General features: G+C 67.3%; 17 protein-coding genes. 12 read left to right on the plus strand and 5 right to left on the minus strand.

The annotated features are described in order from the left end of the window. Positions 1-153 precede the first annotated feature (153 nt). Positions 154-2,469 (plus strand): AAA family ATPase, encoded by a 2,316-nt coding sequence (locus tag AC0VX6_RS17330; RefSeq protein ID WP_475465225.1) that lies wholly within the window; start codon positions 154-156, stop codon positions 2,467-2,469. Positions 2,470-2,477: 8 nt separating this feature from the next. Here AC0VX6_RS17330 and AC0VX6_RS17335 read toward each other — a convergent pair whose 3' ends face one another. Next, positions 2,478-2,639, minus strand: a complete 162-nt coding sequence (locus tag AC0VX6_RS17335) for a hypothetical protein (RefSeq protein ID WP_475469474.1) — start codon at positions 2,637-2,639, stop codon at positions 2,478-2,480. On the opposite strand from AC0VX6_RS17335, the gene AC0VX6_RS17340 reads away from it, so the two are divergent. Beyond that, on the plus strand, positions 2,584-2,808 hold the full coding sequence (locus tag AC0VX6_RS17340) for a DUF7008 domain-containing protein (RefSeq protein WP_475469390.1): 225 nt from the start codon (positions 2,584-2,586) through the stop codon (positions 2,806-2,808). The genes AC0VX6_RS17335 and AC0VX6_RS17340 overlap by 56 nt on opposite strands. Before the next feature lie 299 nt (positions 2,809-3,107). Continuing rightward, positions 3,108-3,632, plus strand: coding sequence for a hypothetical protein (locus tag AC0VX6_RS17345; RefSeq protein ID WP_475465227.1), 525 nt, complete (start codon positions 3,108-3,110; stop codon positions 3,630-3,632). Here AC0VX6_RS17345 and AC0VX6_RS17350 read toward each other — a convergent pair. After that, complete coding sequence (locus AC0VX6_RS17350) at positions 3,608-5,428, minus strand: BCCT family transporter (RefSeq protein ID WP_274973721.1); 1,821 nt, start codon at positions 5,426-5,428, stop codon at positions 3,608-3,610. The genes AC0VX6_RS17345 and AC0VX6_RS17350 overlap by 25 nt on opposite strands. A 454-nt stretch (positions 5,429-5,882) precedes the next feature. Next, the gene (locus tag AC0VX6_RS17355; RefSeq protein ID WP_475465228.1) at positions 5,883-6,041 is read right to left on the minus strand and encodes a hypothetical protein; all 159 of its coding nucleotides are present in this window, start codon (positions 6,039-6,041) and stop codon (positions 5,883-5,885) included. 480 nt (positions 6,042-6,521) lie between these two features. On the opposite strand from AC0VX6_RS17355, the gene AC0VX6_RS17360 reads away from it, so the two are divergent. Beyond that, positions 6,522-6,821, plus strand: a complete 300-nt coding sequence (locus AC0VX6_RS17360) for an NIPSNAP family protein (protein ID WP_475465230.1) — start codon at positions 6,522-6,524, stop codon at positions 6,819-6,821. A gap of 103 nt (positions 6,822-6,924) precedes the next feature. Here the strand turns inward: AC0VX6_RS17360 and AC0VX6_RS17365 are convergent, their stop codons facing one another. Continuing rightward, positions 6,925-7,443: an RloB family protein gene (locus tag AC0VX6_RS17365; RefSeq protein WP_475465232.1), complete on the minus strand. Its 519-nt coding sequence runs from the start codon at positions 7,441-7,443 to the stop codon at positions 6,925-6,927. A 34-nt stretch (positions 7,444-7,477) separates the two neighbouring features. Then, positions 7,478-8,890 carry an AAA family ATPase gene (locus tag AC0VX6_RS17370; RefSeq protein WP_475465234.1) on the minus strand — a complete coding sequence of 471 codons (1,413 nt, stop codon included), beginning with the start codon at positions 8,888-8,890 and terminating at the stop codon, positions 7,478-7,480. A gap of 513 nt (positions 8,891-9,403) precedes the next feature. Between AC0VX6_RS17370 and AC0VX6_RS17375 the strand changes: the two genes are divergently transcribed. From AC0VX6_RS17375 to AC0VX6_RS17410, 8 genes are all read left to right on the plus strand, one after another. Then, entirely contained in the window at positions 9,404-9,757 is a 354-nt protein-coding gene (locus tag AC0VX6_RS17375; RefSeq protein WP_475465235.1) for a DUF6507 family protein, read from the plus strand. 131 nt (positions 9,758-9,888) lie between these two features. Continuing rightward, positions 9,889-12,654 carry a DNA/RNA non-specific endonuclease gene (locus AC0VX6_RS17380; protein ID WP_475465237.1) on the plus strand — a complete coding sequence of 922 codons (2,766 nt, stop codon included), beginning with the start codon at positions 9,889-9,891 and terminating at the stop codon, positions 12,652-12,654. After that, positions 12,635-13,135, plus strand: coding sequence for a hypothetical protein (locus AC0VX6_RS17385; RefSeq protein WP_475465238.1), 501 nt, complete (start codon positions 12,635-12,637; stop codon positions 13,133-13,135). The genes AC0VX6_RS17380 and AC0VX6_RS17385 overlap by 20 nt, the downstream gene beginning before the upstream one ends. A gap of 44 nt (positions 13,136-13,179) precedes the next feature. Continuing rightward, a complete protein-coding gene (locus AC0VX6_RS17390) occupies positions 13,180-14,691 on the plus strand; it encodes a DUF6177 family protein (RefSeq protein ID WP_475465240.1) in 1,512 nt (503 codons plus the stop codon). A gap of 59 nt (positions 14,692-14,750) precedes the next feature. After that, on the plus strand, positions 14,751-15,773 hold the full coding sequence (locus AC0VX6_RS17395; RefSeq protein ID WP_475465241.1) for a hypothetical protein: 1,023 nt from the start codon (positions 14,751-14,753) through the stop codon (positions 15,771-15,773). Between the two features lie 375 nt (positions 15,774-16,148). Further along, positions 16,149-16,418, plus strand: a complete 270-nt coding sequence (locus AC0VX6_RS17400; RefSeq protein WP_212644391.1) for a hypothetical protein — start codon at positions 16,149-16,151, stop codon at positions 16,416-16,418. Then, complete coding sequence (locus AC0VX6_RS17405) at positions 16,411-17,022, plus strand: DUF6879 family protein (protein ID WP_212643863.1); 612 nt, start codon at positions 16,411-16,413, stop codon at positions 17,020-17,022. The genes AC0VX6_RS17400 and AC0VX6_RS17405 overlap by 8 nt, the downstream gene beginning before the upstream one ends. A 61-nt stretch (positions 17,023-17,083) precedes the next feature. Continuing rightward, complete coding sequence (locus AC0VX6_RS17410; protein WP_475465243.1) at positions 17,084-19,498, plus strand: ATP-binding protein; 2,415 nt, start codon at positions 17,084-17,086, stop codon at positions 19,496-19,498. The last annotated feature ends 123 nt before the right edge of the window (positions 19,499-19,621 follow it).

The following is a 19,621-nucleotide window of genomic DNA, read 5'->3' on the forward strand; positions in this document are numbered from 1 at the left end:
TGTTCGGCAGCATTCAGTGACATGAACATCACTCACTCCTTGCTCTCACGGTTCCGCACATTGATGTCATTCACTACGAAAAACGCACGCACCACAACGGAATCTCTGGCATGGTGGGACTCCCCGGCAACCGCGCCTTGCTAGGACACCTCATTGATCAAGCGCATCACCCATGTCAAGGACTTCCGCTGCTACCAGAACTGGAGGCCGCACGACAACGTCAACGTCTTCGCGAGGCTCAACCTGGTCTATGCCCCCAACGGCACGGGAAAGAGCACCTTCGCGGAACTACTCAGCGGTGTCCCCAAAGATAAGCAATGGTCACACGGCATGAAGGCCGTGATCCAGCCGGGTGCCGACCCGAAGAAGACCGACACAATCGACGGCCCCGGGCACTGGATCTGGGACAACGTGCGGCTCTTCAACGCCGAGTACGTTCGGCGTAATCTGCGCTTCGACGCCAATGACGACGAGACAACTGGCCCGGACGCACCCGCACTGCTGTACCTGGGTGAGCTCGAAGTCGAGCAGAAGGAGCGCAGGGACGCGGCCCAGGCCGAGATCGAGCGCCTGACACCCGAACTGAAATCCCTGAGGAAGAAGCGGCGTTCGGTCGAGAGCAAGCGGGAGAAGCTCTGCACCGACCTGGGAGGCCGGGTCGCCAAACAGCTCAGCGCTGTGAGCAGCCGCTTCCCGCGGCACTTCAACAAGAGCCACGTCAAGAAGGCCCTGGAGCAGCCGCTGACCCCCTGGCGAAACCTTGAGGACACCTTCGGTCAGGACCGGACCCTGCTCGGTGGTGCCTCCCAGGAGCGGATCAGCCCGGTCAGCTCCACCGAACTGTCCCTCGACGGTCTCTGCTCCGAAGTCGGTGCCCTGGTGACACGCACCGTGACTTCCGAGGTGATCGGAACGCTCAGGGACCGTTCCCGGCACGAATTCTGGGTTCGTGAGGGCCTAGAACTGCATGAGGGACTCGACACCTGCCTGTTCTGCGAGGGCGAGCTCGACGATGATCGCCGGAGGCGGCTGGAGCACCACTTCGACGAAGGGTACACACGGCTTCTGGCGGACCTCGATCGCGCTCTCGCGAAGACAGGCCTGCTCCGGGAGCAGGCCTCACGGTTCTCCCACGACCTGCCTCGGCGGACGGAGTTCTTCGAGGACCTGCGCGGGGACTACGAGCAGACAGCCAAGAGGGTCGCGAGCTCGATCAATACGTTCCAGAACGGTCTGGAAGGTCTCGCCGACCTACTGCGGCGAAAGAAGGGAGCGATGTTCACCCCTCTTGATCCACCGCCCTCCGCCATCGAACGCGTGGCCGTCGACACCGCCGAGATGAACCAGATCATCGAAGAGCACAACCAGCGCACGCAGACACTGGAGGCCGACCGTGAACAGGCCGCGGAGCGCGAGTTCCAGCGCATGCTGCGCGACCTCGTGGGACCGTACCGGGACTACCAGAACGAGGAGGGCTCACTGGCGAAGGAGATCAGCGACCTCTCGGAGGAACTGAAGGGACATCAGGCCGTTCTACGCGAAGGACCCCAGAAGGAACGTGATCCCGAGTATTTCCTCAGCAAGCTGAACGGGGACATCCGTAGTCTGCTGCGACGTTCGGATCTGACCTTCGAGTACCGCGACGATCGCTACCAGGTTCTGCGTCACGATCAGCCCGCGCGCCACCTCAGCGAGGGCGAGAAGACCGCGATCGCGCTGATCTACTTCCTCCAGAGCCTGAGGGAGAAGGAGGGGGACCTGAGCCGTTCCATCGTCGTGGTGGATGACCCCGTCTCCAGCCTGGACGAACAGCTCATGTTCGGTATCTACTCCATGCTGATCGGCAACCTGGACCCGGAGGGAGGGATGTGCCGACAGCTCTTCGTCCTCACCCACAACACCTCCTTCCTGCGGCACTGGAACAAGGATCTCAAGAGCAACAACCACTCGGTCACCTTCCACCTGATGCGGTCCGTCGGTGACTCCAGTGGGGCTGGACGCTCACCGAGCCTGATTCCGGTGGATCCCAAGAACAGCCGCGAATCCGTCATTCTGGAGACCGAGTACCTGCTGGTCTTCCACAACGTCGCGCACAACCTCTTGGACGCCCTCGACGACACGTCCGTGGGCGCCGACCTCCGACTGCTCACGTCGGCCGCCAACGACGCCCGCAAAGTGCTGGAGCACTTTCTCCAGTTCAAGGCACCCAAGCAGGCCACCGACCTCACGGGAGCCATCAGGCACGTGCTCAAGAGCAATCCCGTACTGGCCAAGCGGCTGACCAGCTTCGTCCACGGCAGCTCCCATCGCGACGCGGACATGGCGAGCAAGCCCATCCTCGACCTGGCTGCCCGGGACACGCTCTCCGACGTGCTCACCCTGATCCGCGACGTCGACAGAGACCATTTCGAGGGCATGTGCCACCGATTGGACATCACCGACCGGATGGATCGGCTCACCTCACCGTAGGACCCCGCTCAGGAGAACCCGGCAGAGCGGACCCGGCCCTGGATCTGCTCGGGGATCACCCCCGGCCAGCACAGGTAGCCGATGACATGCATGATGCGCGGGGCCCCCACCAGCATGCTCGGGTGGGCCGGATGGGATGCTCGTAACCGCGCCTGGGCGTTGGTGGACATCGTCGAACGGAACCTGGCGCCTCCTCAGGCCCCCACGGAGACCGTGATCCCGCTGCTCGCGGGCTTGGCCGAGGTACTGCCGTGGGTCGACCGTGTGGGGGCGGGGATCGGCCCGCGCCGTGCGCACGGAGACGGTGCCGGGCTGGGAGGAGGTTCGCGGACTACCTGAACCGGCTGGGGCTCACCGAGGACGGAGTCACCGCGTGGAGACCGTCTCCCCCGCGCCGCGGGCGTCCGCCCAAGCGGGCCGGGAGCTGATCGTCCCCGTGCGCGCCGTCGCCTGTCCGGTGACGGTGCAGCCGGTACACCCGGCCCGATAGCGATTCTCGGCCGGGCCGGCGGCTCGGGTGGGGCTGGTTCCCACCCACTCCGAGGCCGCCCCGGGCTTCGCTCTACGGCCCCGCCCGACCCGGGCCGGGTGGGGGAAGAGCACTACTGTGCTGGGGAGCCGAAACCGACGATCGCCGGGTGTCGGCGACGGACCTGGCCACCGGCGAGCCGGTCCCCGGGATGACCTACGAGCACTACCGATACCGGGAGATCAGCGAGCGCCTCACCCTACGCCACGGCTACCTGGCATGGCCCACCACCGAGGAGGTCGTCGAAGTCCATCCCGACGAACTCACCGTCGTCGACAAGTCCTTCATCTACGTACAACAGGCGGATGACGGCTCCTGGGTGGGAAAGGTCCGCCTCCGCAGCGGGGTCCCCGAGGACCGGGACGTCGAAATCACTCACGCGGCCGGGCACACCTACCTCGCCGAAGCCGGAGACATCATCACCCTGCCCGACCTGGAACCGGTGCTCCCGGAGGACCCGTGGACGATGGTGTCGCGGATGACCGAGTGGGGCGGCCGTCCGGTCGCCGTCCTCGTCCAGGAGCGAAGCTACTCGCAGGGCCGACTCGTCATCCACCAACTCGGTACGCATGTGCTCGGCCACCGCAGCGCCCCTACCGCCGGACGCTCTCAATCAGAGTCCTTCCGGTCCTGACCTCCGGCCTGCGGCGGCCGATTCGGTCGGTTCAGCTGCTGGCCGGGGCGCCTTGTCGAACCGGTCCGTGCCGAGAGTGTGCCGGGGGCTCCGGTCGCCCGGCCCCGGTCGACGTAGGGGTCACGCATCACGGGCGGTTCGTCGATGGCTTCGGGCTGAACGACGACTTCTGAGACGTCGTGTTCATCCTCGTCCTGGCGGCGTTCGTACTCTTCCGGGGGCAGGACCTTCTTCCACCTGCGTGTCCGCATAGCCGGCAGCTCTCCGGCGTCTTCCCGAAGAGCTCGGTACACCGCGTACATCTGGAAGTATCCCATCACGAAGAACGGCAGGCCGACGAGGACGACGATCTTCTCCAGCGCTCCCAGACCGCCGGTTCCGGAGAACACCAGCAGAGTGGCGGTTACCACGGCGATGGCGACGGCCCAGAAGATGCGCTGCCCCAACGGGTTGAAGTCCTCATGGCCGTTGGCCATCGTGTCGGTCACCAGCGCCGCGGAATCCACCGAGGTGATGAAGAAGACCACCACCAGGACGATGGCGAGCACCGAGGTGAAGGGGGTGGCGGGGTAGTGCTCCAAGAACGTGAACAGCGCCCCGGGGACGTCCTGCTGCTCCACGACACTTTCGACCAGGCCGCCCTCACCGTTGAGCTCGATGTCGAAAGCGGAGAACCCGAAGATGCCGAACCACAGCACCGAGAAACCGGACGGAATGAGGAGTACTCCGGTGATGAACTGACGGATGGTGCGGCCCTTGGAGATCCGGGCGATGAAGATGCCCACGAACGGTGACCAGCTGATCGTCCAGGCCCAATAGAACACCGTCCAGTTGGACTGCCAACCGGTGTCGGCGAAGGTGTCGTTCCACAAGGCCAGTTCCGGCAGATTCACTATGTAACGGCCCAGCGCTTCGATGGTTCCCTGGAGCACGAAGAGAGTGGAACCGGTCAGCAGGATGAACACCAGCAGACCCACGGCCATCCAAATGTTTATGTTGGACAGGCGTTTGATGCCGCGGTCCAGACCCAACGCGACGGAGATCATCGCGGCCCCGCCGACGACGCCGATGATGACCAGTTGCCACACGGCGTTCTCCGGGATGCCGAGCACACGGTTGACTCCGCTGTTGATCTGCAGAGCACCCAGTCCGAGGGAGACCGCGACGCCAAAGACCGTGCCGACGATGGCGACGATGTCGATGAACTTACCGATCGGCCCGTGGATCCCCTCACCGAGAATCGGCTGGAAGATTGAGCTGACACGCGGAGGCAGGTTCCGCTTGTGGATGAAGTAGGCGAAGCACAGCGCTGGCAGGGTGAAGATCGCCCAGGTGTGCAGGGTGAAATGATAGAGCGTGAAGTTCATCGCGTCCGCGGCAGCAGCTGCTGTCTCCGGCTCCACGCCCAGGGACGGCCCCCTCGGCGGATCACCGAAATGACTGATGGGTTCGGCCACGCCCCAGAACATCAGGATGCTACCGATGCCAGCGGCGAAGAGCATGGCGAACCAAGCCGGACCGGAGTGCTCGGGCTCTTCGTCGTCGGGGCCCAGCTTCACCCGCCCGAATCGGCTGGCGGCAACATAAACCAGGAAAACCAGAAACAAGGTGAGGCCGAGAATGTAGAACCAGCCCAGGTTGGCGTACAGCCAGTCCGAGGCGACGGTGACGGCTGCATCCAGCGGCTCGGTGAAGATGATGGTGACAAGCACGAACACGATGACCACCGCGGCCGCGCCGAAGAATACCGGCGGCGAGGTACGCAGCCGCAGGGCGTCGTGTAGACGGATCAGCACGTAATCGACTCCTCGAACTGGACGCTGGCTTACCGGGGCCGTGGCCAGGCGACCCTGTGAGCGTACTGTTCCCGCCCACGTCCTGCTTCTATCCGGGAAGTCATGTCGCCACCCTCGTCCGGAGAAGGACTGCCTGACTTCGCTCCCCATCGCCTCTCGTTCCCCGGCCTACCCTCGACCACGGGCAGCACACCTTCACACCGAGCCGCACCAAGGGCCTACGAACCCGCGCTGGCCCACGTCGGCCCCGCCCGGTTTCCCCGACGGCGTGACTCCGGGCAGGACGGAGGGGGAGGCCGGGACGCCACCCTCGTCACCGCCCACTCCGACAAGGAGATGGCGGCCCCCACCTGGAAGAAGACCTACGGCCTCCATCCGCTGTGCGCGTTCACCGACCACGGCGAACGCCGCCCCGCGCGAGAGCACGCCCGGCCGCCCGTCAGGAGCGACACGATCAACCCGTCGTACGGCCGATCCGCTCGTACACGGGCGCCAGCTGGGAGGCTACGCCCGGGGTGGAACCCTCCCAGTGCGCGAGCGGATCGAAGGAACGGGGCGGGGACAGACGCACGGGCTCCCCCACGGTCCAGAAGTCGGCGACGTGATCGACCAACGGCGCCACCTCCACTCCCGGTTCTCCGCCCGGCCCGCTCCCGCTCCCCGAGGCGTCCAGGACTGCGACCACCTCGTCCTCGGCCCTTCCCAGCCACGCGAAGAGCAGCAGCGGGGCGTCGTCGAGCGCCGAAGCCCACGTGTACAGGACCGCGACGCCGTGTTTGCAGGGATGCCCCGGTCCGGCCAGGTGCAGTGGATGTCGAGGTCGTCGACGGAGTCGGGGAAGAGCCGCACCCCGTGGCGGGCGAAGACCTCCTCGACGTCCCCGGGAAGTTCGTCGGCGAGCAGGTCCGCGGTGGCGTCGGGATCCTGTGCCAGGTCCTCCGGGATCCGGCCCCACCGAAGCCGGTACATGCCATTCCTCCGGCCCGGGCTGGGACCACGACCTCACACAGGCATGACCGGCGGGTACGTGCGCGGGAACCCGCGGGACCGGCGCTGATCGATCCCGCGTCCACCACTTCGGAGAGGCGACAGCATGGCCGTCACCACCCAGGTACGCACCTACACCGTCCGAGAGGGTCTGCTCGACGAGTGGGTCCGGCGTTGGAGGGAGGAGATCGTTCCCCTGCGTCTGGAGTTCGGCTTCTCCCTCGGCGGCGCCTGGATCGACCGGGAGAGCCACCACTTCATCTGGGAGATCTCCTACGACGGCCTCGAGTCCTTCGCCGAGCGCAACCGCCGGTACTGGAACTCCCCCCAGCGCGAGGCGATGGACCTGGACCCCGAGGACTACCTGGTCTCCACCGACGTCCGCGAGGTCACCCGGGTCCACTGACCCCGCCCCAACCGAGAGCAGGTGCGCGCGGCGCTCCTCCGGAGCCAAAGCCCGGAAGGCGCGCCGCCGTGCCACGCGCGTCAGTTCTGATCACTCCGCGTCCTCACGCGTGGTCGAGAAGACCGCGAACCAAACGGTGGACGTTCGTCCAGGGGTTCTTCTTACTCGGGTGGAGGGCCTCCTGGTGCCGCTTCTCCAACAGTTCGGCGCGTCTGATCGCCTCCTGCTGGGGCTGGCCGAGGAAGTGCTCGGGATCGAAGTCCTTGCGCCTGTTGTAACAACACCCCAGCCCCTCCATCTTCGCGATGGCCTGGTCCGTGGTCAGGTATCCCGCAGAGTCCCTCTGGTGCAGGTACAGCCAGAGCTCGAAGCACGGATTGGCGTAGGCGATCTCGATCCCGCTGTCCCGCGCCAGGCGTATCGCCCGGTCCAGCGAGTCATGGGGACGGGGTGCCTCGACGTCGATCACACACCACACCTCGTCGTACTCGGTGCCCTGGTCCCCGCGCCGCCTGTGCGCGGACTCCTGTCTCTTCTGCGCGGCCAGGACCAGGCCGTACGGCTCTCCGTGTCTGTCACCGACGTCGATCGACACGTTCGAGAAGCGCTGCTTCTCCTTCATCTTCGTGAAGTAGGTCGTCCCGCCATAGGTGTCTTCACAGAAGATGAGATATCTGCGCTTGAGGTTCTTCGTCCCGGTTTTCTTCGGGCTGAGAGAGGTGTTTCGCTTCTTCTTCGGCGCCACACCGGCACGTTAGCGCACGTTCGGCGACAAGACGGGTGAGTTCGTCACTTATGCCGCCATCGAAAACCGGCACAGCGGAAAAAGCGCCCAGAAGATACTTCTTCACCACATCATCGCGGTCATCGCGCACCTTGTACTCGCGCAACGCGACCAGTTCGGTGGCTCCGTCCGCCCCCTTCTCGGTGAACCACGTCTGGTCCCGGGTCAGGTATCCGAAGGAACGACGACTCAGCAGAGTGACGTCGTGGGTGTTGAACACGAGCTGGGCGCCACGGGGGTTGGTCTCCGGCTCGGAGAAGAGCCGCACCAGCTGTCCGGCCAGGTTCGGGTGCAGCCGGGCGTCCAGTTCGTCGACGACGAGCACACGCCCCTGTTCCAATGCCCGGACCACCACACCGACCAGTTCCAGCCAGGTGTGCGTACCGTGGGACTCCGCGCCGTAGGGCAGCTCCACGCTGCCGCCGGGGGTCCGGTGCTCGACGACGATCTCGGGTGACTGGCGCCAGCCCTCCGGGTCCGTGGGGGGCCCTTCGGGGTGGAGCACCCGAAAACCCGCCGCGAAGTGCGCCGCGGCCTCCTTGGGCATCTCCTTCTCCTCCGAACGAACACCGGTGATCCCCAGGTCCGCGTATCTGAGCAGGAGGGTGCACAGGTCCCGTTCGGGCCCCGTGAGCATGCGCAACGTCAGGTCCAGGCGTACGGGAGCGTTCGTGTCGAAGGCCATCGTGATCCGGTCGACCCAGTCGTAGACGCTGGTGAGCAACGGGTGGTTGCCCGCCGCTCCCGCTGACACGAAGAGGCTGTTGGGACGGACGGACTCCTGAACCATCCGGGTCCGGTTCCCGAAGCCCCGACGCAGGCCGGGGCCGAGCTCGATCTCCTGGCCCTCACGCTCGAAGAGTGTCCGCATACGGCCGCGCGGCCAGCTGTACAACCACTCCGAGGTCACCGCGCCGTCGTCCACCGCGAAGCCGTACTCGTGGCGATCACCGTCGAGGACGAAGTCGAAGGCGAACTCCGATGGCCTGGCCACCGCGGCCTCGTCGAGGAGGAAGGGAACACGGCCGGTCCCACCGCGGGGGTGCCACCGGTTGTGCGAGTAGCGGACAGCGTCGCGCGCGTAGGCCATCGCCGTCATCAGGTTGGACTTTCCCGAGGCGTTCGCGCCCAGGACCCCGACCACGGGCAGCGCCTTCAGCCCGGTTCCGGGGATCTCCCGCATCGCGAGGTCCTCGTGATCGTCGGCAGCGACCAGACTCAACTCCTGTTCGTCCCGGATGGACGCCCAGTTCGCCACACGGAACCGCAGGAGCACGGTCGCCACCTCCCTGACTCTCACAAAGGATTTCGCTAGTCACCGTAGCCCGTCCGACTCACTTCTATGCATCTTTCCAGCATCAAATTCGGAGAATTTTTCCCTGAGCCAATCTGGAACGAACACCGGCAAGTGTGTTCAGCCCTACGGGGCGGCCTGGGACACCGATGCCGCCCTCGGGCCCCGGCGCCCAGGACCTCGATGACCGCATCCGGCCATATCCCCAGCGCCGATGCGCATGTGCGTGACCTGCGCGTACTCCCGGGAGAAGCTCCTCCACCACGCACCCTGGAAAGTGACGTGCGCCACGCGGGGCTCACGCCCCTCCTCATGCTTCCCCGGTCATTCCTCGTCTTCACCTGCACATACGCGCATATCCACGCCATGCCGACCTGACCTTTGGAAACCACGCAAAGGATGGGAAAACGTCTCACCCCTGTGGAACTCTCGGTGAGTGCGCGGCCACCAGACATGCGGTCCGCCATCGCCCTCCACCGCCCCCGACGGAGAAGGAGCCCCCACATGTCCGCGTGGAACATCCAGGTGTCCGAGGTCAACGGAGTCCTGCGCAACGTCTCCGGTCTCATCGGCGACGAGGAGGGCACCACCGGGCTGTCCGGTGAGTACACCGACCTCGGCACGCGTCTGGAGGAGGTGAACTCCGCGGCTTCGAGCGTCCCCATCAGCATCGCGCTCGGGGAGTTCGGCACGCACTTCCTCGGCATCGTCGGGGAGATGATCACCCTGAGCGCGAGCGCCACCGGGGGCGCGGGCGAGGCCACGATGCACTACGCGAACGGCAACCTGGAGATGGCCAAGAACGCCCAGGCCAACGCGGGAACGGTGCCCGAGCCTTCCGAGAACCAGCCGCACTGACCCTCCGCCCGGGGGCTCCCCAGGGCTCAGCGCTGCGCCGGGCAAGGCGCCGTGGCCAACGTGCCCCTTTCCATCCCCGTCTCCCCTGACGCCCCTCCGGCTCTCTGCCCTCCCCCATCCCCGAAGGCCCCATGGAATTCACCTCCTTCTCCACAGAGTCGTGCGCACCCGCCGGCGACGGCGGGATCGTCCCCGGCCTGGTCCCCATCCCCAATGTCGACCCCGACGAGCTCGACGAGGCCGTCGGCCGACTGCGCGCAGTCGGCGAGGCCATCGAGGAATCGGGCGAGGGCATCACCTCCACCTGGGCCTCCCTCACCGGCGTCTACGTGGCGCCGGAGGCCGACACCCTGCTCAGCGTCCTGGACCCGGTCTCCTCCGACGGGTCCGCCGTCGCGACCGGCGTCAGGGACGCCGCCAGCGCGCTGGAGACCTTCGCCGAGACCGCACGCGAACTCAAGTCACGCCTGACCGGCCTCAAGGCGGAGGCCGAGGCCTTCCGCGCCGACGTGGGCTGGGACAGGGAGTGGCTGGAGGACGAGGACGAGCGCGAGCGCAACAACGACCTGAACAACCGGGTCGCAGCGGCCGTCCACGAGTACCAGGAGGCCGAACGCGCCTGCGCCAACGCAATCGGCCAGCACTACGGCGGTACTTTCTTCACCGGCCACAGCGACAAGGCCGGGCACGACCAGACCTCCACCGGTGGTGACCGCACCTGGCAGGTGTACGGGACGGCCTCGGCCCCCGTGGACCAGGCCAACCCCTGGGGTTCCGCGGTGGACGAGCCACCCGGCGCATTGGAGAACGTCTTCTGGGGCCTGGGCGACATCGCCGTCGGTGCGGTGGTCGGCCTGGGTGTCACCACCGGGCTGTACCGGGACGGCCGTTTCGCCTATCCCTTCGGTACCGAGCACGGCCAGAACCTCCTCACGAACTGGGAGGAGGCCAAGGGCAGCTTCTGGGCGCTGGCGGGCTCGGACGGACAGGGCGAGTGGATCGCGCCGGAGAGCCTGGACGCGCAGTACCACAACGCGAAGGAGGCGTGGCAGGCGTACGGCGACGCCATCGTTCCGGTGAGCGAGTGGGAGGGCAGACCGGAGTACACCCTCGTGAACGGCGCGGGAAACGTCGCGCTCATGGCTTCTCCCCTGGGCTGGGGCAGGGTCTTCCTCGACGGCCCCGACCTGGGGTCGGGGGCCGGGTCGGGCTCGGGGCCCGACGGTAACGGCTCCCCTGACGGCGGCCGCGGCACCCACAGTGTGGACGGCACTGGTAACGGACTCCGCGGCACCGACACCGTGGGCATGGCCACCACCGCTCCCACCGGGGACCAGTCCGACCCGGGCAGCGCTATTGGCGGGATGCACGAGTCCCTGTCCGGTCTGGAGAGCCAGTCCGGCGGAGCTCCGAGCCCTGAAGGGACACCGTCAGGTCCACCCGCTCCGGCACCGTCCCCGGAGGCCCCCACCGGACCCAGCGGGAACACTCCCTCGCTGGACGAGGGCGGGACGGCTCTGAACGGCGGAGACACCCCGGCGGGAAGCGAGGCCGACGCACCGCGGGACGCCGACGGCCCGACAGCCCGGGAGTTGCATGACGGCACCGCGGACAGCGGTGCCGACACCTCCAGCGCCCCCTGGGCGGCCGCCCCGGTCAACGATGGTTCCGCGCCAAGCGCTGAGAGCCCGACCACCCCGGTCGGCGACGCCCCCTCCGACGCCCATTCGGACGGGGACCCCCACGCTTCCAGGGAGAGTGACGGAACCGCAGCCACCGATGCCGGAAACGGGCGTGGAGGAGGAGACAACGACGGTTCCGGACCGCCGCTCGGCGATCCCGGCCCCGACGAAGGCGCGCCAGACTCGGATGGCTCGGGAGACGAGGGTTCCCTCCTCAAGGAGGACGAAGGCAGCCTTCTCGTACCGGGTGTCTCCCCGGAACCCGATGTCAGCACTCCGCTACAGGATCGGCCCCTCGACTCGACGAGCGACGATCCCGCAGTCAAGGAGCTCATTCCCCAGGACGGGAGGCTCTTCGGTGAAGGCGTCACGCTCGAGCCGAACACCCGTTACACACTGCTGGAAGCCGACGGCCAGCGTTCCACCGAGTACATTACCGACGGTGAGGGCGCGATCAGGGAGATCCGGGCGGGCTCCGAAGGGTGGAGCGCCAAGCACCCCGAGTTCCTGAATCCGCGGCCGGACATGACCTACGTGGTCGATGACAGGTACACGTTCCGTACCGACGGGCTCGGCAGGACCGTCTCGGCCGAAGGAACCCTGACCCGACAGGAGAACGAGCGGAACGCATCCAGACAGGACGCCGTCGGCGACGCCGGGGAAAACTACTTCCAGCTCTTGAACGAACAAATCCGACAGGATTTCCTGGCCACGGAAGGGCGCGAACCAGAGCCGGGCGAGGTACCACAGTACGATGAAATCGAATACCAAGGGGGTCATCTCATCGGTTCCCAGTTCTTCGGGATAGGCGAGAACCTCAACATGACCCCCATGAGGTACGACATCAATCAGAACCGGACCTTGACTGCGTTCCACGACCGTGCCACGGAGGATCTTGGGGGCATCAGGGGATCTTTCTACAACATAGAACGGACCTGGCGCGGAATCTTCAGACAAGGATCCGACTGGCACGGATTCACCGACCCCAGGTTCAACGACGGCTCCTGGGAAGCAGCATATTCCCTCAACCCTGGCAACCCGAAGATCGACGTCAAGATAACGAATCTATACGATCCCCAGATGCCCCTGATCAAGGGCCCAAACAATAAAGAAAAAACTATACTTCCACCCCCGAGCGAGATTGTGGTCCAGTGGAGTCTGAACGGAGTGAAAATGGATCCGATCACATACTCCAATGTACCACCACTCAAATGAAAAGGAAAATAAATTGGTAAGCAAATTCTTCAAGCGCGGACACCTGAATCACGAACAACAGCAGAATATCCTCAAGGAGGTCGGAGGGGCGATCTTGACAGTAGTCCCCGAAGGATGGGAGAAGATCACCCATACCGAAAAATCAGTAATTGACCATTCGAGCCGATCGACCATCATAGAGTTCACCAATGGTGAACAGGTGAAAGAATGGGCTCCACCTCAAATCGGACCACTACTCAACGACCTCCGTGCCGGGATGTACAAGGACGGCAAGGGAACCTGGTTCTCCCTTGAGTACGTCATCACCCGCCCAGGTAAGTTCAAGGTCCGCTACAACTACGACGAGGACCCCCACATCCTCTTCCCGACGGCCTGGGGCTTCACCAACGACCTGAAGTACTTCCCTCGCGACGAGGAGCACATCCCCGACTGGCTCCACGAGAAACTGCGCGAAGAAGCCGAGGGCAGAGCCACCGGATAGACCAGCCACGCCCCCCACATCCGTTCTTGAAGGAGCCCCTTTCCGTGAGCCGTACTCTGGTCGCCCTCCTGGAGCACCCGCCGGGCGTCCCCGGGCTGACACGCGCCCTTGCCGCGGCAGGGCCGTCACTACGCGTGCGCCTGGTCACCGACGGCGCGCTCGTCCAGCTGCGCGACGAGGCGGGGCACCTGGTCGCGGCGGTGCACGCCGCCCAGCGGCTCGCGGTGTCGGCCGAGGCCGAACGACTCCTGGACACCGCGCTTCCCGACACCCTGCCCGCGCAGCCCTGGTGGGTGGAGGCCCGTACCACCGAGGCGGGTCTGGCGGACCCGACCACCCGGCAGGCGATGCGCCGCTTCGCCGACACCCTGGTCGAGTGGTACGGCGGACTGGTGTGGCAGCCGGAGCAACACCTGCCGCAGCTCGACGGGCTGCCCGTCCGGGACACCGGGCATCCGGTGGTCGCCGCGCTCACCGAGGAGGCCGCCGTCGTGGTCGAGGACCGGCCCGTCGTTCCGGTCTCGGTCTGGCTGGCCGACGCCCTGGCCGCGCACGCGCGCCAGGGCCGCGCCCTTCAGCTGGTCACGCCCCCGGACTCGCGCCTCACCGAACCGCTGGCGACCCTGCTGACCGCGCCCCTGGCCCGCTGGGCGGTGGCCGACGGCGACGGGTTCCGCGACGGGTTCTCCGGCCGCCCGCTGCACTGGGACGAGCGCTACGGTCTGATCGCCGACCCGCCCGGCACCCCGGTGGCCGACTCCCCGCTGCGGGCCGAACCGGCTCCGGAGGAGACCGACCACCAACTCCAGGTCACCCTCAAAGCCGACCACCCGGCCGATCCGAACCTTGTCCTGGGCCAGACGATCGAGCTTCTCACCGAGACCCTGGCCGGAGCCGTGCCCTCCCTGTTCGGCCCCACCGAACCCGCCACTCTGGCATGGGAGACCAGCTCCCTCACAGGTCTGTGCCGGGACCGGTCTCCCCGTCCCTCGTGGCTGGTGTTCGCCGGCGCGCCCGCGTCAGTGCGTCCGGAGGGCGTACGCGCCTTCTGCGGCACTCTGCGGATACGCCGGACCCGGGAAGGCGTCCGCGAGATCGTCACGCTCACGGTGAACCATCCGCCGGAGCAGGAGCCGGACCTGTCAGCCCTGGTGCCGATCGTGCGGGAGCTGACCGAGTGGGGCGTACTGCACGTGATGGAGGTGCGCCGCCGCCGAGGCCGTACGGACCTGACCCGCAGCCCCTACCGGACAGGTGGGCCGACGCCGGTGGGCGTGGCCCTGGGGGTGGAGACCGTCGCTTCCCTGGGAGTCGACCGCGCTCTGGACGCACCCGTGCGCGCCGTCCCGGTCGGTCCGCCGATGACTCCGGCCGTCTGGTACGACCTCACCGGTGGCGGTGACCACGACGGCGGGGGCTGGGCTGGCTTCGGCGCACTCCTGGCCCATGTGAACCCCGACAGGGACGCCGGACGACAGTCACCGGGACAGGGCGAGGAAGCGGACACGGACACCGTCCCGGTGGTCAGGTTCCGGATGCCCGCGGCCGCCGACTGACCGGAGCCCCTCGGAGGGCTCTACGATGCCGGGGAACCGGAACCGACGGAGGGGACCCGATGCGCGAGACGCGTCTGCTGGGCGAGGACTGGCACGGGGCACGCCTTCAACTGGTCCGGGACACCTTGCTGGTCGTTGTGGACGACGACTCCGACCCCGGCCTCCCGCACGACAGCTTCCTCGCGGCCGCCTTCGACCTGCCGAGCCGCCGCCCCCTGGGACCCGTACACTCCTTCCGCTCTCCCGTCCAACTGGTCGACCTTCCCAGGCTCGGACCCGAACCGGTCCTGGCGTTCGTCGCTCCCAAGGTCCTGACGATCGCCGACGTACGCGACGGGTCCGTGCTGAAGACCTTCGCTCTGCCTCGCACCTACACGGACGAACGCTTCTATGAGGTGTGTGCCCTGGCTCTGGGCCGCTGCGGAGGCCGTGACCTGCTCTTCCTACACGAGGACGATGAGGGGCTCTACCACCGTTCGGTGACGGCGGTGGACCTGGGCACCAGTGAACCGATCCTCGGCATGGCCTGCGAACACTACCGCTACCGGGAGATCAGTGAGCGGCTCACTCTTCGGCACGGCTACCTGGCTTGGGCCACCACAGAGGAGGTCGTCGAGTTCGGGGCCGAGGACTTCAGCGTCGTCGACAAGTGCTTCGTCTACGTGCAGCGGGCGGACGACGGCTCCTGGGTGGGAAAGGTGTGTCTGCACAGCGGGGTTCCCGATGGCCGGGACGTCGAGATCGCTCACGCGGCCGGGCGCACCTACCTCGCCGAGTCCGGGAACATCGTCACCCTGCCCGACCTGGAACCGGTGTTCCCGAACGACCCGTGGGTCCTGGTTTCGCGGGTGACCGAATGGGGCGGCCGTCCGGTCGCCGTCCTCGTCCAGGGCCGGGGCTACTCACAGGAGCCTCCAGGACGGTTGTGTCATCTGTTCCTGGACACGGACACCCCGGAGAAGGCCGTCATCCCCTGGTCGGTGCCGCCACAGGTACACGACCTCCTGGCCACCCCCGACGGCACGATCGTGGTCTCCTCAGCCGAGGGCGTCCACGTGCTCGACGTCGACCCCGCGCCGTGACGGGACCGCGCGCACCTCGTATGCGAATCCGCCATAGGTTACCCGCGAACAGGGAATTCAGGGACCAAATACCCTTGTCTCCCTCCCGCCCCATGACCGGATGCGGACAATCCACATTCCACTTCAGCAAAAGCTGAGAAACAGTCTCACCGCTACATCAGAAGACGAAAAACCACCCTTGGCACCACACATCCCCTGACCTGCCCTTCAGGCGACACGGCAATCCGGGATGGATTCGAAGGAACACGGCACACCTGGCAAGGAAAGACGATAGTGTCCGTGGGCGACACGATCATCACCCAGGGAATACGTGCTTTCGTGCTATTTTCGTCAGGCGCACGTACACCCCCCGAACAGTGCGTGGAAGGGCTCACGATGACACGCCCCTGGGAAGCGGATCCCGCTGCGGACATGGCACGGAGACTGGGCAGATCACCGGCGGAGCTGGGCAACACCGACCACGTCGACGGCTGCCCCGACATCTGGGAACTCTCCAACGGCGACATCGCGGTGATCGGCCGTGACCTGACGCGGACCTATGCCCATCGGCTCCCGAACGGGGCCGCGATCGCGGAGGACGAGCGACTCATCGTCATCCCCCGTTCCACACTGATCTCAGCGAAATCGGATATTCCCGATGCTTGACACCATCGACTCCCTTACCGGAGATCACCTGGCGCTCACCGACTACTCCAGTGACTTCAGGAACCGTTTCGGGTCGCTCAGGAACACCGACGTCTACAAGCTCGAACGGCAACAGGAGTTCCATCAACCGGAAAGCAGGAGTTGGCTGGCCTTTATCGACGGGCGCCGGGACGAGTCCCTGCGCCTGTTGGAGGACAACCGCCCCGCTCTTCGGAAGGAATTCACCCGTCTCGCCCAGGCGGGGTGCGGTGTCCGCCGGGTCCGGGTCGTGGAGAAGCCCTTCCCCGTCTACCTGCTCTGGGAACTGCACTCCCTGCGGGTCCGGGCCCAGTGCGGCGAGGACATCCGCGTCGTTTCTCCCGAACGGCTCGCGTCCTTCGAGCGGGACCGTCCCGTTCCGGAGATCGTCACCCTCGGCGACGAGGTGACCTACAAGATCCTCTACGACGAGCAGGGCGTGCTCCGAGGGGCGGTCCGATTCGCCGACCCCGACGTCACCGCGCGGTGCAGGTCGGAGATAGCGGCCCTCCACGCGGCCGCCGAGGCCCTGGAGGACTACTTCGTCCGCGAGGTGGGCGGGGCGGACATCGCCGGTGTCCGATAAAGGCACGCCCCGACAGGGCGGGGAGCCGGAGAAGGAACCGTCCGAGAGCACACGGTCGCGGATGGCGGACGTCTCCGGCCGCGCGGTCCAGGCACGCGACGTCCGCGGCGGGGTCCACTTCCACGGACACGGGTCGGGCCACTCCCCCACCCCGGTGCCCCGGCAGCTCCCCGGCGACGTACGCGGGTTCGTGAACCGTGCCGGCGAACTCGAGATCCTCAGCACGCCGGTGCGGGGAGCGGAACAAGGCGGGGACGGCCCCTCCGAGACCACGGTCCACGTCATCGCCGGGACCGCCGGAGTGGGCAAGACGGCCCTCGCGCTGCGCTGGGCGCACCGGGTCCGGAACCGCTTTCCCGACGGACAGCTCTACGTCGACCTTCAGGGGTACGGCCCCGGGCTGCCCATGGCGCCCGAGCAGGTGCTGGACCGGTTCCTGCGTGCGTTCGGGGTCCCCACCAGCTCGATTCCCCCCGACACCGACAGCCGCTCCGCCCTCTACCGCTCCCTTCTGGCCGAGAAACGCGTCCTGATCCTGCTGGACAACGCCTCGACCGCGGCGCAGGTCCGCCCGCTGCTGCCGGGTTCCTCCGAATGCGCGGTCGTGGTCACGAGCAGGGACCGGCTGTCCGGCCTGGTCGTCAGGGACGGCGCGCAGCGCCTCACCCTGCGCACCCTGGATCCCGCCGAGGCGGTGGAACTCCTGGAGCACGTCACGGTCCGCCACCGGCCGCAGGACGACCCGCAGGAGGTGGCCGAACTCGCCCGGCTGTGCGGACAGCTCCCGCTGGCCCTGCGCATCGCCGCCGAGCGCGCGGCGAGCCGTCCCCACATGCCGCTGGCCGACCTCATCCAGGACCTTCGCGACGAGTCCTCGCTGTGGGACGCCCTGGCCACCGATGACGAGGAGGAGGCCGGCACGATCCGTTCCGTCTTCGCCTGGTCCTACCGGGCCCTGCCAGAGGGCGCCGCACGCCTGTTCCGGCTGCTCGGCCTGCACCCCGGCCGGGACTTCAGCACCGGAGCCGCAGCGGCCCTGGCGGACCTGCCCGCCCGTCGGGCCCGGCGCACCCTGGACACCCTGGTGGGCGCCCACCTTCTGGAGCAGACCGGCCCGGACCGCTACCGGTTCCACGACCTGATCCGCTCCTACGCGATGGACCAGGTGCGCGACGGGGAGGAGCCGGGGCCGCGGAACGAAGCCCTGGAGCGGCTCCTGACCTGGTACCTGCGCACCGCGTACGCCGCGCTCGGGGTGGTCGACTCCAACCTGCGGCGTCCCGGACCGGACGAGCTGCTGCGCGATGGGGCGCACGAGAGTCCCGTCTTCACCGGCAACGGCGACGCGGTCCGGTGGTTCGAACTGGAGGGAAAGAACCTGATAGCCGCGGCGGCGACGGCCGCTGCCTATGATCTGGACGGCCTCGTCTGGCGGTTTCCCCTGGTCCTGCGGCACTTCCCCGCCTTCCACAGCCTCGGTGCGGAGTGGACCGCCGCTGTCCGCCGCGGTCTGGAGACGGTGCGACGCGAACATCGCCCCTCGGTCGAGGCCGACCTGGAGGAGGGCCTGGGCATCGCATGCCTGCAGTCCCAGCTGCCCGATGACGCGATCACCCACCACGGGCGTGCCCTGGAGCTCCGGCGCGAGCTGGACGACGCCCTCGGTGCGGCCATGTCGTTGAACGCCATCGGCCTGGTCCACCTGCGCGAGCACCGGCTCGGTGAGGCCCGCGACCATCTGGAGCGTTCCCTTGAGTCTGCCAGGGCCCTCGGGGACGGGCTCTGGGAGGGGATCGTCCAGGGAAACCTGGTCCGCTGCCTCCTCGACCTGGGCAGGCCGGAGGAGGCGGCGGTCCTGGCCGAGCAGGCCATCGCCGTCCACTGGCGGACCGGCAACCGAATGAGCGAGTTCGCCTGTCTGACCTCGTTGAGCGCGGCCTGGCGGGAACTCGGCCGGGCCGACCGATCACTGGGTTTCATTCAGAAGGCCTTGGAGCTTGCCCAGGAACTCGAACACACCGTCCGGGAGGGGTACGCGCTCCTCGAACTCGGCAGGACCCACGTCCTGCTCGGGCAGACGGAGGAGGCTCTGTCCTGCTTCCACGAGGCGGCGGTCCTGCACCGCACGATCGCCGACCACGTGCGCGAGGCCGAGGCCTTCGAGGGAGTGGGCGAGGCCTACGGGGCACTGGAGCGCCCCGAGGAAGCGGCGAAGTTCTACCGGCAGGCGGTCAGCACGTACCGCAGGTACCGGGACCGGTGGAGGCTGGCGGTCTGTCTGGACCGGCTGGCCTCCGCGCTGGCCGCCTCCGGGGAGGCCGAGACGGCCAGGGGGCACTGGCGCGAGGCGCTGCAGGCCCTGGAGGGGTTCTCCGACCCCAGGGCCGCACGCCTGCGCGGGGAGGTCACGACGGCCTCGGCGCAGGCGGGTGATGTACCGGAGCCTGGTCCGGATGGCGGGGCGGACGGCGGCTGAGGCCCGTCCGGACACGCGGCGCCCGGGCGCGGATGCGTGGCCGGAAGCGGACAGCCGGGTGCCCCGGAGTACGCGCACGGGAACGCTACGTGCAGTCGCCCACGCGGACCCCGAGGTGAAGCG

Source organism: Nocardiopsis sp. iso_25 (assembly GCF_056173305.1).